Source organism: Pedobacter sp. JY14-1, assembly GCF_029269825.1.
Lineage (GTDB): Bacteria > Bacteroidota > Bacteroidia > Sphingobacteriales > Sphingobacteriaceae > Pedobacter.
In genome coordinates, this window is record NZ_JARJHU010000008.1 from 427,554 (window position 1) to 440,129 (window position 12,576).

Consider the following 12,576-nt stretch of genomic DNA (forward strand, 5'->3'; position numbering starts at 1 on the left):
CAGACAAGTAGCAGGGAGCGATCACTCGCCCCCTGTCCAGTCTGCGTAAGCCCTGATGCTCCGCTTGTGTCTTGTCCGCCTGTAAACGCCGTCCCCTTCCCTGCCCCCCGAATTGTTGGTATTGCCCTCGATGGTTACACGCCAGTCACCGTTTGCGCTTTCCACAATCCCGCAATGGGCGATGCGTTTCATCGACGGCATGTAAATGCCAAATACGTTTCCGGGCGCAGCATGTTCGACTAGCCGCGACCTGGGAAACAATGCCGGGCTCCAGGCTGTCCGGGGCAAAGCATATCCGGCCCGGTGGTGTACCCAGCTTACCCAGGCCGCGCACCACGGCGCCGCCTGCCCAATACCCACGTACCTAAGATACTCACCAACTCTCTGACCACTATTTTGAGTAACTCCTTCCCTAACCCCGATTTCCTTTCGGGCAATTCTGATGATGTTTTCATACGCTTTATAATTTGATTGAACGTTCCTGTGATTTATATGACCAATGCGCGCAACACCAGTCTTCAGCAGATGGCCAGCAAACAAAGGGCTGCCACAAACAATAGCCAGGCAAATGAGCCCAGGTAAAAACCTAATTGCTGCCATAACTCCAGTTTTTTAAATTGTATCATCAATACCTCTGTTTGCGGAAGTCCAATCGCCGTCCAGCAGCGTTTCAGCAGCCACCAAACTACACCTGCTAATAAAAGGAAAGTGATCAGGCTAAGCAGGATCAGCAGCCAAATGTTCGGGTCGATACCACCACTCAACGGATCAAATAACTGCACCGACCGCTGGGCAACAGGCCAAAGCAACGCAAGCAGCCCGAAGAAGAGAAAGAGGACATGGGTTTCCCGGCGGCGGCCAGATAACCCAACTGTTTCATTTAAATATTTCATTGTTCTTTTGTTAATGTGATTTAAAAGATCCGGAGCCATTCAGGCCCCGGATCGGTTAAAATTATTGCACTTCCAGCGCTCCTGCGTAATAACTTTCAGAGACAAGCCCTTTAGTCTTTACAGAGTTAAAGCTGATGTAGCAATGCACCGTGTCGCCTGAGAAATTGGCAGGAACAGCCAGGTCATAGCTCATCGCTGAACGCGCCACAATTTGCTGCAACACGACAAACTCCTGCTTCACCGGGTTGTACACCATAATCGTGGCCTTGTCGGTAGCATCCTGATACTTTCCATCATTGCTCAGGTTGGCCCAGCTGAAATCGATCTGGGCATCGACAGTGGTCGCGATCGTGATGTTGGACGGCAGCGCCAGTTTGCCTTTGCTGAACATGACCTTGGTATAATCGATGTTCAATGCAGGCCAAACGCCCGTCAGCGCATTTTCAATGTGGTAAGCAACCGCAGCGTTCATTGCTGTTCTTACCCCACTGAGGCCCTTAAAGCCAACTTCGACAAGTGGCGATATCCAGCTCAGAAAATTAGTGACCAGACCAAACTTGTCGCGTACCTCCTTTTGCGCATCGGTAGGTGGTTTGCTGCTTTTCTTCGGCAAACCTTTCATGACATTGAGCGAGCGCCAGAACGCGCCTACTACTGAACCTGTTTTGTTGCGGAATCCGCCGAGGATTCCCTGATGAATAACTCCCATTTTTGTAAGTTTTAAAAATTAATAAATCTGTTTATTCGTTACCCTGTCTGACTGCTTCAGCTGTCCGGACCAACTACTGCATCGCCTTGCCTGATAACACCACAAAGGGAAATAAAAAGATGAATTCCCGGTAGTCCCGGTGGTCCCGTACCCCCGGCCAGTAAAACCCGAAAAACGCAGTCTACAACACGATAAATGCCGAAAAAAAAATTTTAAAAATTTGTACATCTTCATTCACCGGTAAACACCAACTTATAGGTATTGTCGGAAATTTTACATCCAGATAGCTTTGCAAACGAAAGTATCTAAAAAGCTATGCTACGAAATTTTACCAAACCTCTCTTTTTGTTTTTTATCCTGACCCTTCTATGCCTGAATGCATGTAAGAAGAAATCGGAAAACCCAAGTCCAACTGATCCGGACGGCACAGAACAACCTGACAGCCCGGTCGATGCCACACCGGAAAAGACTACCTACGGGATCTTCGATATGGTTACCATCAACTTGCAGGAGCCAAATGCCGCTGAGCAAATTAACATTTCAGTTGGCGGCAAAGAGACCGTCATGATCAAGACCGGAGACAAACAATATCAGTTTTTACTACCGGTACTTCCGGCAGGGACACACCAGGTTAAGCTTACCGGAGTGACGCTAAAAAATGAGCTGAAAATTGCTGTGGACCCCTATGCCTCCATTAGTGATCCCGATGCAGTGATCAGCGCTTTTGTAGCACAGGCAGATGAGATGATGGATAGCCTCACTCAGCAAAGCGCCCAGGATACATCGGCTGCCGACCTACAGTTGGTCCAATTGGCCAGCCAGCTGAATGCCCAGCTGAAAGCGTCGATCGCTAAAGCCTCTGAAACCGAAAAGTTAGAAATGGCTTATTTTATGCGCTCACTATCCGCTCGGCAAAACAATAAAGTTCAGTTCAATGGCAACAGATTCGCCAGTGTGAGGGCAAGTATATCTGCGGAAGAGGCAAGTACGAGGTTTAAGAACTTAAGTAATGCCTATTTGAAAGATATATCATCTGCAGTAGGATCTGTTCCAGCCACGCTCGTATCGTTAGCCGCTGCATGCCTCTTTCCCAACCCTTATACCATTGGGCTATTCTTGGTATCAGCCTCGTTCACCATAGTCCAAACGAAAAAGGCCAGAGATACCGGCGGCCTAATACAAGCTACGGAGCCGATTGTAAATGAACTGACAGACTTTTCTGCAGGCACCGGCCGCGCTCAAAGTGTACGTCTATCGAGTTTGAACACCCTGCTGGCATCGGCTGAAAAAAGCCTATCCGCGGTTCATTTCACTGCCTCCAGTCCTAGTTGGTTGCAGATCAGCGGCAGTTACCGCAACATGGTCAATACAGACACGAATGTCCCCATTGCAAAGGATATACTTAAGTCTGAGGGTAACTTTATAAGTGAATACAACAAGATACCAGCCCTATGGTCAAAGGCCGGAGCGGTGATTAAATTGGCGCTGGAGAAAGTCACATCGAAATTTGATCCGCTTAGTAGCCAATTTGGTGCAGTACGGCGTTATAAAACCGCAGACCTCGATTTGAATAACCTTTCGATCAACAACATCAGCAACACAGACATTACGTTAACAGCGACCAATGATGCCGGAAAAGGCTTGAAGATCATCGCAACCAATCCTAAAAACAATATCAGGGAAGTAACCAACTTTACCTTTCAGATCGCTTATACACAAAGGGACATCAACAACACCATCACTGCCACCATACCGGCAACCTTCCGTTCCACCGCAGACAGCATTGCGCTACTTAAATCGAAAACATGGAAGGCCTACGAAGTGTTCCAGATAGACCCGGACACCAAAGCGCAAAGCTGTAACCTGGTCAATGAAACGTGTAACGTTAAAGACATTTACAACGTTTTCAAAACAAGCTATAACAATGCGATCGTTTGCGAATCCTGGTCGTATGTGCCGGTTACCGTAGGCCCTCTCACCTATACATTTACCACTACCTTCAATTACAGTGGCATATCGGCTACTCAGATACTTAGCCCGAATGAAGCTGTAGCCAGTTGCGTAGCCGGTACGGCCTACGTTCAGGAGGTAACACCAAGACAGGGTTCAGGAAGCTGGGGCGAGTACCGTGTCATAAATGGTTGGCTGGAATACCTTTCAGGTAGCAAATGGGTACAGTATGCCAAAATTAAGACTTTGAATGCCACAGATCTCGAGCTGGAATTTTACGGGGGCTACACTCAGTACACCTGGCCGGTAATCTATAATACAAATCTGGGCAAATACGTAACATCCACCGACTTTACCACCACTACCAAAACAGGGTACAACAACCTGTTGAAAAAAATCCAACGCTTCAGATAATACCGGAAATCAACTTGAAAATTATAGACCTATCATGCAGTACAGAAACGTAATCACCAATGCGCTAACCATTTTGCTGATCGCCACAACAACAGCGGGATGTAAAAAGGACGCCACCACCGTCACACCAGAACCGAAACCCGAACCTGAAAAGCCAGCAGTAAAATTAAGCTTTACCACAGAAGCCACTAATTATTACCTGACCCAACCCGTGCAGTTTACCAACACCTCTCAAAACGCCGAGACTTACAAATGGGTGTTCGGTGACGGCAGCGAGTCTACAAACGCCAATCCGGTCCACGCTTACGAAAGGCCCGGCACTTATAAGGTACGCCTGATCAGCGGAACCGCCTCAACAGAAAAAACGATAGTTGTAAAACCAGGTACGGCAAGTTTTGTGGTATTCAACAACGTGGTTATCGATCTGGACGACATCAATTGCTTCTACTTTGACGGGGTTATCTATAACGAGTACAGACACGTTTCAGATAAGCTCACCTTCAGGGCCACATCAGACACCATATATACCTCACAGGACAGAATAGACATGTCCTTTAAACTGGTTGGACAAGGTTTCAGAACGACCGAAGGGTTTTATCTGACCAAGTTCGGCCACAGAAAGTTTGACCTTACATCTACCACATTAATACTTCCGATTGATTAGCAAAACTGCTGCATCATTTTTATAGCAAGTTCTGTAGTGGAGCGGCAATTCACCTTTTGAAGCATGTTCTTACGGTGCCTGTCAGCTGTGAGTTTGCTGATCGAGAGCAAGGCTGCAATCTGCTTACTGGTATTGCCTTTGATCAGCAGTTGCAGAATCTCCGCTTCCCTCTTGGTAAGCGCCGCTATTCCTGATTGCCCGGCGAGCAGCCCGCGACCCACGTCATGAAAACTCGGTTCCCCCTCCAGACCAATAAAAGAAAGTGAGGGGGGACCATCCTTTTTCAGGTGCGAAATATTGGTATGTACACCGAGTGTCCTGATGACTGACCCCAGATCGTCAGTCTGAATGGTCACTGATTGCTGAAGAACCCGGACATAATCTCCATTCGTCGACCTTACCCGGTAATCGTAAGCCATTTTATATTTCAGGATCCGCTCCGGACCAAGCGTTTTCAGAAAGTCGACAACCCTCGACTCAAATTCAAAAAAATAGGGCCGATCATCTGGATGCATATTATTGACCAGATACTCGGCAGAAAGCTGATCAGGACTGTCCATTCCCAGTATGGCGACCACCCGATCACTTACATATTCAAGTTCCGCAGTAGCACAATTGAAGACATAGAAATAATAGTCGCCTACATGAAAGGCATTGAGGAGCTTTTTATGTACCTCCAGTTCAAAAGAGAAATCATCATTCCTGTTGTACCTTGCCACTTCCCTCCAGGTCTGTTTAATGTGATCAAAGGAGCTTTTTTTCATTTGTATAACGGTCAAATCGTGCCAGGTAAAAATCCTCAAAACTGGAGCTCCCGAAAACCCCCACATATAGGTGTTTTATCAATTTTCTGAAGAGATTGATTGCGCTTCACAAGGCGCTGTCCTATATTTGTTGCTTAACGCGCGTCAATATGGGGGTCATAAAATTTGACGAAGTAAAGAAGACCTGGCTGAATATCGCTAAGCACAGGACTTCAGACGACTTTTCGTTTGAGCTGGATGTTTACAAAAGATTACTGGATATCTTTCATGTAGGCGATCACTATCATTACATTTTCAATTGTGGTACAGCGCAGATGGAATTTGTGAGCGATTCTGTAAAGCGCATACTGGGGCTTGATCAAGCTGAAGACTTTACCATCGAATATCTGCTATCTATAATACACCCTGAGGATATCAACTATTTCCTGGACTTTGAGAATAAGGTTACTTCATTTTTCAATGCACTCCCGCCGGAAAAAGTGATGAGCTATAAAGTGAGCTATGACTACCGTGTCAAAAGGCGCGATGGCAAATACATCCGGATTCTCCAGCAGGTGGTTACGATACAAAGTGAAGAGAATGGTGCAGTACTAAGGGTACTTGGCGTACATACCATCATCTCTCATTTAAAAAAGACCAATGGCTCTTCCTTATCCTTTCTGGGTTTGAATGGAGAACCCAGCTATTACGATGTAAGTATCGGCCAGGTAGCTTACATCCCTGAAAAATCACCGCTGAGCAAAAGAGAAAAAGTAATATTGGACCTCATGATGCAGGGAAAGACCAGCGGCCAGATCGCAGAAGAGCTTTTCATCAGCAAACTTACCGTAGACGGTCACAGGAAGCAGATCCTTAAAAAAACCAATTCGAAATCAACCGTTGAACTGGCGTTCAAAATGATGAAAAGGAAAAAGGATATTTAGTCATGGAAAAGGATATCCTGGAAAAAGCTCCGGGGGGCGGTAGAAATACTAATTATAATCTGGTGCTCTGTCGTCATTCCGAGGATACGAGGAATCTCTTGAACCATAAAAACTAAAATTATCACAACCCACAACCTTTCAGAATTTTCTTTTAAAAGAGAAAGCCGAAGAGCCACAGCGGAATTTTATTTGCGAAGCCAAACTCAATATCATCTGCAACGACAAAAGCAGATTCATTGCCGCGGATCTGAGCAGCTGTTTTATTCTTGCCACCTACTTCAAATAAGTATTTGTCATTTACCATGAAGTCTCCAGTTTTCGGATAAGTGACTGTCGCACCTGAATTTCGGACCTGGGCCAGAAAAAAGGTCTCCCGGAGATTACCGGTATCGGGGTTTCCCTCCGCAAGGGCAGCAATCAAACTTGTGTTATGTAAATAAATCTTATCGGGTTTATTCATCAGGCTGATTCCGTGTACCGATGATCGCAGGTTGTGGATCAACTGGGATTGTTCCAGTATGTGCAGCATGTCCAGCAACCTGCTCCTAGAGGTGTCGGTCAGGGCGGCCAGCTTGGTTGTGTTGGGCTGAAAGGGCACAGAAGTAGAAATGATATACAACAGCTTTTTCAACTTGGCCAGCGTAACAGATTCCAGAACCTTCGCTTCCGGAAGATCATAATCAATGATCACATTGATCAGCTGATTTACCCGCATCAGAAAATAACCTTCCCCTTCGACGATAAATGGGTATGCCCCGAAAGTCAGATATTCCCGCATCAGCTTTAACGGTGACTTTAAAAATTTGTTTAATTCTCCGGCAATTGTACCATGATTACCTAATATATCTTCTAAAGTGTAAATCGGTGCGTCTATCCCATGTCTTAGTCCTAAATATTCCCTGAACGAAAGTTCCGGCAAGTGATAATGCAGCACCCTCCTGCTCAGATCGGCACGTGAACGCTGCAACTCCAGAATAGAGGAGCCTGAAATAACCAGGTTCATCTCCGGAAGAAAATCGTAGATATTTTTGACAGCTGTTTGCCAATCGTTGTATTTATGAACCTCATCGAGAAATAAATAACGCCCACCCAGACTATAAAATCGCTCTGCAACATCAACAAGACTATTTTGCCGAAAATATAGATCGTCAAGAGAGGTGTAAAGCGTTAAGTCAAGCGGTAATGCGCTCTTGATGCGCTGCAGCATCAGCGTTGACTTTCCGGTTCCTCTGGCACCTTCTATGCAAATCGCCCTGGCATCCCAATTGATCTTGTCATTGAGGGACCTCCTGTAGCCCGATATGTCTATGCTGAGCAGCCTGCGGTACTTGTTGATTAAAGCTTCCATCGTATCTTCAAAAATACACTTTTTAATATAAATCGTATTTTACAGGATACAATTTAATTCGGAAAAATTCAGCACTCGCAAAAGTAAGCCGATGCGCTGTCGTCATTCCGAGAATACGAGGAATCTCTTGAACCATAAAATCCAGCGATGGATCGGGACTATATATCAAATCATAAACAACATAACCTCAACAAGAGATCTCTCCTATCGTCGAGATGACGGATTTCGTATAAATCACTTCGAAAATCTTTATTAAAACATATTCATTCCAAAAATTCCGAATACTTTATCCTGTACCAATACCGGTACGGCTTAAATATTCAGATTTTATGGCCAACCAGCCGAAACCCACCACATTTATCGATCCGTTCGTAGACTTCGCGTTCAAACGGATATTCGGGTCAGAAGAAAGCAAGCCAATGCTTACAGGCCTGTTAAACCAGCTGCTTGACGGCAGAAAACATATTGTCAGTATTGAATACAGTAAAAATGAGCACCCCGGGGAAATTAACGAAGAAGGCAGTGCCATTTTTGATGTGCATTGTACGGATGCCGATGGCAGTACATTCATTATTGAGATCCAGCGCGGTTATCAGGAGAATATTGTGGACCGGGCCATGTTTTATGTATCCAGGGCTGCGAGCGAACAATGCCCCAAAGGCAACAGGAAGAAATGGGCCTACCGCTTAACCGACATTTACCTCATCGCCTTCCTGGAAGATTTCAGGATGCCCGAGAGCAATCCCAATGAATATATTCAGGATATATCCTGGGCACACCGGCGCTCAGGGAAGATTTTTTCTGACCGTATGAATATGATATTCATTGAGATGCTTAACTTTGTTAAGGAGCCGGAGGACCTGGTATCGGATCTGGACAAATGGCTGTATGCCCTGAAGCACCTGACGGAGTTTAAAACCAGACCTGAGTACCTTAACGGCCCGGAATTTGAGCAGTTATTTAACCTCGCAAAGTATACCAATCTAAACAGGGAGGAAAGAGCCATGTACAATAGAAATATGAAATACAAGTGGGACAATGAGAATGTGATGGACTACGCCGTTAAAACTGCACGGCGCGAAGGAATGGAGCAGGGATTGAATGAAGGGCTACACAAAAAAGCGGTTGAAATGGCCTCGAAATTGAAAGCTAAAGAAATGAGCTTCAGCGAGATTGCTGAACTTACTGGTTTGTCAGCTAATGAAATAAAGGAACTTTAGTCTTGTAATTATAAAGGGTAGCCGGGAGACTGGCTACCAAACCAACTTGCATCCCGAAACCCACCACATTTATCGATCCATTTGTAGACTGCGCGTTCAAACGGATATTCGCCTCATAAACGGGTATTCGCCGCATAAGAAAGCAAGCTGATGCACCGCCGTCATTCCGAGGGTACAAGGAATCTCTTGAACCATAAAAGCCAGCTATGGATCGGGACTATTTATCTCAAGGGCGTGCAAAAGGGCATTTTATTTGACCGCGATTATTAATTGATCTGGCGGGACAACAGTCACTCCGGCATCTTTGAAATCCTTCAAATTCCTGGTTACGATAAAGTCAATAGCTGGAACAGAATTAGCGGCGAATATCAGGCCGATTCCGTGAAACTATCGTTTTCAACACGCTTCCAAACAATTCGATAAAAAATGCCTGAAAATCAAATTATTATGTTTACCTTTGATGAGCAACAAGGTTCTGCTTTGCTTTTTCTGATCTAGCTGGAATATCTTCTCTTCTTCAGTCTTCGCCTTTCCAGCTCCCGGTTTTAACACTACATGAGGTCATTCGGGGTTTCAAACCTGCGACCGACAACACGGCATTTTTTGCCTAAACAGAATAAATTAAATAAGTTATCATAATTCAACAACAACAATGCAAGAAGGAACAGTAAAGTTTTTCAATGAGACCAAAGGATTTGGCTTCATCACCCCAACATCCGGCGGCGCAGACGTATTCGTACACTCCACTGGCCTGATCGATTCCATCAGTGAGCACGACCGCGTCTCCTTCGAAATAGAGAACGGCAAAAAAGGCTTGAACGCAGTTGACGTAAAAGTCATTTAATTTTATTTTTTTAAACCGAAAAGCCTCCTTCCGGGGGCTTTTTTCATTATACCTATAGTATGTATTCATTTTCAAAAGGTGTTAACGCGACGCCATTCCAATCACTTATTTTTAACGAAAAACTAGCTGAGATCACTTCCGTTTACAAAAGGTTCTTTGAGACCACCAGCAAAGAACGTCCGATCGGCGATTATATCCGCTGCTTTGCCTCAGAAGGCAAAACCCATTTCCATATAAAAGATGGTCTCCCGCCCGACATCGCAAGGGCATGCAAAAGGGCATTTTACAGTATTTTCGCGTAAGATTCCGCAAAAAAGGGAGGTAGCAACTGAATGACAAGAAGCATATTGGCTTTCTTTATTGCGCTCTCTTCTGAAGTAAATATCGAAAATCTTTATTAAAACATATTCATTCCAAAAATTCCGAATACTTTATACTGTACCAATACCGGTACGGCTTAAATATTCAGATTTTATGGCCAACCAGCCGAAACCCACCACATTTATCGATTCGTTCGTAGACTTCGCGTTTAAACGGATATTCGCCTCATAAACGGGTATCGCCTCATAAGAAAGCAAGCTGATGCGCCGCCGTCATTCCGAGGATACGAGGAATCTCTTGAACCATAAAATCCAACTGTGGATGTGTTTCAGGCCATCTACCGGTCGATTTAGATAAACCTCAAGTGCAGGTGGAATTTTGACGAAAATCGCCCCTGAATCATCTTTCAGGCCTTAAAATCGATGAAAATATATATTGGAAATTACTAGAAAATGATCAAGCGAAGCATTTATTTTGATCCCAATATCGCGCCTGACGAATGGTTTTTCGGGCGATAAAAGGTAGAAATATATGACTATGGAAGCGCTCATTTTAAATTACTGGTGGGTGGTGGTGGCACTGATCTGTGCAGTTTTAAACAAGTACATTTTGCGGTTTTTCTTTGGGATGGTGGTCGTTCCTGAAGACAGGATCGGACTGGTCACCAAAAAATTTGTGTTATACGGGCCCGGGAAAGAATTGCCCGATGGAAGGATAATTGCGACTAAAGGCGAGGCTGGCTTTCAGGGGAAAACGCTGGCACCAGGGCTGTATTTTGGGATGTGGTTTTGGCAGTACAACGTGACTATGGAAGAATTTACGATAATCCCCGAAGGTAAGATTGGTTTGATTCTGGCCAAAGACGGCTCGGAAATTCCAACGGGGAATATACTTGGACATAAAGTAGAATGTGACAACTTCCAGGATGCCGTTAGATTTTTGGAAAACGGCGGTCAGCGTGGCAGGCAAACGTCTTACATTACGTCCGGTTCCTACAGGATCAATACGATGTTGTTCCAGGTTTCTGTAACCGATATGGTCAGGATCCAGGAAAGCATGGTCGGAATTGTAACGACTTTGGACGGGTTGCCGATAGAAAGGGACCAGATTGCAGGTAAACTGATTGAAGGCCATAACAACTTTCAGGATTTCGACGAGTTCATCAACAGGGGAGGCAACCGTGGCCTGCAGCCGCAGGTGGTTCTGGCTGGTTCTTATAACCTCAATCCCTGGGCGATCCAGTTAGAGCAGATTCCCATGACTGAAATTGCCATTGGCTATGTAGGTGTCGTGATTTCTTATATCGGAAATGATGGCAACGATCTTACAGGAGCTGATTTTAAACATGGCAATATCGTCGCGAAAGGATCAAAAGGAGTTTGGGTGGAGCCGCTTGGACCAGGAAAGTATCCCATCAATAAGTACGTAATGAAAGTCGAACCTGTACCTACTACCAACCTGGTTTTGAACTGGGCATCAGCCCGGAGTGAGGCCCATAATCTGGATAAGAATTTATGTACCATCACGGTAAGGTCTAAAGATGGCTTCCCGTTCAACCTGGATGTCTCGCAAATCATTCACGTTCCCACTACAGAGGCCCCAAAGGTGATCGCCAGATTTGGTAACATGGTGAATTTGGTTTCTCAGGTATTGGAGCCTACTATAGGTAACTATTTTCGCAACTCCGCACAGGATAGTGATGTTATTGCCTTCTTGAGTACCCGCAAGGAGCGCCAGGAATCTGCGAAAGAACATATCCGAAAAGTGCTCGATGAGTATAATGTGAACGCAGTGGATACACTAATCGGAGACATTGTTCCGCCAGAATCTCTGATGAAGACTTTGACTGATCGAAAATTGCCGAAGAGCAAAAGGTAACCTACAACACCCAGAAGCAGGCCCAGGAGACCCGCCAGGGTATGGAGAAGGAGACGGCCATCGCAGATATGCAGAAGGACATGGTCAAAGCACAGCAGAGCGTGGAGATCGCCGAACGCACAGCAAGCGCAACGGTTAAGAAATCTGAAGGCGATGCGGCCGGTGTTAAACTTGCTGTGGGAGCCGAAGCGGAAGCGACTAAAATGAGGGCTCACGCTGAAGCAGAAGCTACAAAGGCAAGAGCGCATGCAGACTCAGAAGCCATTAAACTGAGGGCATCAGCTGAAGCGGAAATGATCTCGTTAACAGGAAGTGCTGAAGCGGGCAAAATTTTGGCCGTTGGTAGATCGACAGCAGAGGCTTACGAACTTGCTGTCAAGGCGCTGGGTGGTGAAAACTTTACCCGGTATAAAATAACCGAGGAGTTGTCTAAAGGGAAAGTTAAACTTATTCCAGATGTCCTGATCGGTAGCAATGGGCCCAATGGCGCCTCAGCAATGGATGGATTGCTGGGGATCAAGTTAATGGAACTAATGAATCCTGACAGCCGCCGGGAAGTTATTTCTGACGCTGATATTTCAGATGCGAAACCATAAAAGTTGTTTTAAGGAGACCCTGTCCGAATAAATTGGGCAGGGTCAATTTTTG

General features: G+C 45.4%; 13 protein-coding genes. 8 read left to right on the forward strand and 5 right to left on the reverse strand.

Annotation, left to right across the window (positions count from 1 at the left end; translation table 11 throughout):
• Positions 1–21: 21 nt before the first annotated feature.
• The 3 genes from P2W84_RS15395 to P2W84_RS15405 all read right to left on the reverse strand — a co-directional run bounded on the left by P2W84_RS15395 (position 22) and on the right by P2W84_RS15405 (position 1,602).
• Entirely contained in the window at positions 22–600 is a 579-nt protein-coding gene (locus tag P2W84_RS15395; protein WP_276091046.1) for a peptidoglycan-binding protein, read from the reverse strand.
• Complete coding sequence (locus P2W84_RS15400; RefSeq protein ID WP_276091047.1) at positions 519–893, reverse strand: hypothetical protein; 375 nt, start codon at positions 891–893, stop codon at positions 519–521. Before P2W84_RS15400 ends, P2W84_RS15395 begins: the two co-directional genes overlap by 82 nt.
• Positions 894–954: 61 nt before the next feature.
• On the reverse strand, positions 955–1,602 hold the full coding sequence (locus tag P2W84_RS15405; protein WP_276091048.1) for a DUF6266 family protein: 648 nt from the start codon (positions 1,600–1,602) through the stop codon (positions 955–957).
• Positions 1,603–1,947: 345 nt separating this feature from the next.
• Between P2W84_RS15405 and P2W84_RS15410 the strand changes: the two genes are divergently transcribed.
• Together P2W84_RS15410 and P2W84_RS15415 are read left to right on the forward strand one after the other, a co-directional pair.
• Positions 1,948–3,966, forward strand: coding sequence for a hypothetical protein (locus P2W84_RS15410; RefSeq protein ID WP_276091049.1), 2,019 nt, complete (start codon positions 1,948–1,950; stop codon positions 3,964–3,966).
• Between the two features lie 34 nt (positions 3,967–4,000).
• The gene (locus P2W84_RS15415) at positions 4,001–4,630 is read left to right on the forward strand and encodes a PKD domain-containing protein (protein ID WP_276091050.1); all 630 of its coding nucleotides are present in this window, start codon (positions 4,001–4,003) and stop codon (positions 4,628–4,630) included.
• Here P2W84_RS15415 and P2W84_RS15420 read toward each other — a convergent pair.
• Positions 4,627–5,394, reverse strand: coding sequence for a LuxR C-terminal-related transcriptional regulator (locus tag P2W84_RS15420; RefSeq protein WP_276091051.1), 768 nt, complete (start codon positions 5,392–5,394; stop codon positions 4,627–4,629). The two genes, P2W84_RS15415 and P2W84_RS15420, sit on opposite strands and share 4 nt — an antisense overlap.
• 149 nt (positions 5,395–5,543) lie before the next feature.
• On the opposite strand from P2W84_RS15420, the gene P2W84_RS15425 reads away from it, so the two are divergent.
• Positions 5,544–6,317, forward strand: a complete 774-nt coding sequence (locus tag P2W84_RS15425) for a LuxR C-terminal-related transcriptional regulator (protein WP_276091052.1) — start codon at positions 5,544–5,546, stop codon at positions 6,315–6,317.
• Positions 6,318–6,468: 151 nt separating this feature from the next.
• Here the strand turns inward: P2W84_RS15425 and P2W84_RS15430 are convergent, their stop codons facing one another.
• The gene (locus P2W84_RS15430; RefSeq protein ID WP_276091053.1) at positions 6,469–7,665 is read right to left on the reverse strand and encodes an AAA family ATPase; all 1,197 of its coding nucleotides are present in this window, start codon (positions 7,663–7,665) and stop codon (positions 6,469–6,471) included.
• A gap of 329 nt (positions 7,666–7,994) precedes the next feature.
• Between P2W84_RS15430 and P2W84_RS15435 the strand changes: the two genes are divergently transcribed.
• The 5 genes from P2W84_RS15435 to P2W84_RS15455 all read left to right on the forward strand — a co-directional run bounded on the left by P2W84_RS15435 (position 7,995) and on the right by P2W84_RS15455 (position 12,524).
• Positions 7,995–8,885, forward strand: a complete 891-nt coding sequence (locus P2W84_RS15435) for an Rpn family recombination-promoting nuclease/putative transposase (RefSeq protein WP_276091054.1) — start codon at positions 7,995–7,997, stop codon at positions 8,883–8,885.
• Between the two features lie 652 nt (positions 8,886–9,537).
• Complete coding sequence (locus tag P2W84_RS15440) at positions 9,538–9,729, forward strand: cold-shock protein (protein WP_276091055.1); 192 nt, start codon at positions 9,538–9,540, stop codon at positions 9,727–9,729.
• A 59-nt stretch (positions 9,730–9,788) separates the two neighbouring features.
• Positions 9,789–10,031 carry a hypothetical protein gene (locus P2W84_RS15445; protein ID WP_276091056.1) on the forward strand — a complete coding sequence of 81 codons (243 nt, stop codon included), beginning with the start codon at positions 9,789–9,791 and terminating at the stop codon, positions 10,029–10,031.
• Positions 10,032–10,587: 556 nt separating this feature from the next.
• Entirely contained in the window at positions 10,588–11,928 is a 1,341-nt protein-coding gene (locus P2W84_RS15450) for an SPFH domain-containing protein (protein WP_276091057.1), read from the forward strand.
• Between the two features lie 41 nt (positions 11,929–11,969).
• Entirely contained in the window at positions 11,970–12,524 is a 555-nt protein-coding gene (locus tag P2W84_RS15455) for a hypothetical protein (RefSeq protein ID WP_276091058.1), read from the forward strand.
• Positions 12,525–12,576 lie beyond the last annotated feature (52 nt).

Bases quoted from the DNA above. Each gene is read 5' to 3' on its own strand.
- P2W84_RS15440 (WP_276091055.1), top strand. From the start codon at position 9,538: ATGCAAGAAGGAACAGTAAAGTTTTTCAATGAGACCAAAGGATTTGGC.
- P2W84_RS15415 (WP_276091050.1), top strand. From the start codon at position 4,001: ATGCAGTACAGAAACGTAATCACCAATGCGCTAACCATTTTGCTGATC.
- P2W84_RS15435 (WP_276091054.1), top strand. From the start codon at position 7,995: ATGGCCAACCAGCCGAAACCCACCACATTTATCGATCCGTTCGTAGAC.
- P2W84_RS15445 (WP_276091056.1), top strand. From the start codon at position 9,789: ATGTATTCATTTTCAAAAGGTGTTAACGCGACGCCATTCCAATCACTT.
- P2W84_RS15450 (WP_276091057.1), top strand. From the start codon at position 10,588: ATGGAAGCGCTCATTTTAAATTACTGGTGGGTGGTGGTGGCACTGATC.
- P2W84_RS15400 (WP_276091047.1), bottom strand. From the start codon at position 893: ATGAAATATTTAAATGAAACAGTTGGGTTATCTGGCCGCCGCCGGGAA.
- P2W84_RS15455 (WP_276091058.1), top strand. From the start codon at position 11,970: ATGGAGAAGGAGACGGCCATCGCAGATATGCAGAAGGACATGGTCAAA.
- P2W84_RS15395 (WP_276091046.1), bottom strand. From the start codon at position 600: ATGGCAGCAATTAGGTTTTTACCTGGGCTCATTTGCCTGGCTATTGTT.
- P2W84_RS15430 (WP_276091053.1), bottom strand. From the start codon at position 7,665: ATGGAAGCTTTAATCAACAAGTACCGCAGGCTGCTCAGCATAGACATA.
- P2W84_RS15420 (WP_276091051.1), bottom strand. From the start codon at position 5,394: ATGAAAAAAAGCTCCTTTGATCACATTAAACAGACCTGGAGGGAAGTG.
- P2W84_RS15405 (WP_276091048.1), bottom strand. From the start codon at position 1,602: ATGGGAGTTATTCATCAGGGAATCCTCGGCGGATTCCGCAACAAAACA.
- P2W84_RS15425 (WP_276091052.1), top strand. From the start codon at position 5,544: ATGGGGGTCATAAAATTTGACGAAGTAAAGAAGACCTGGCTGAATATC.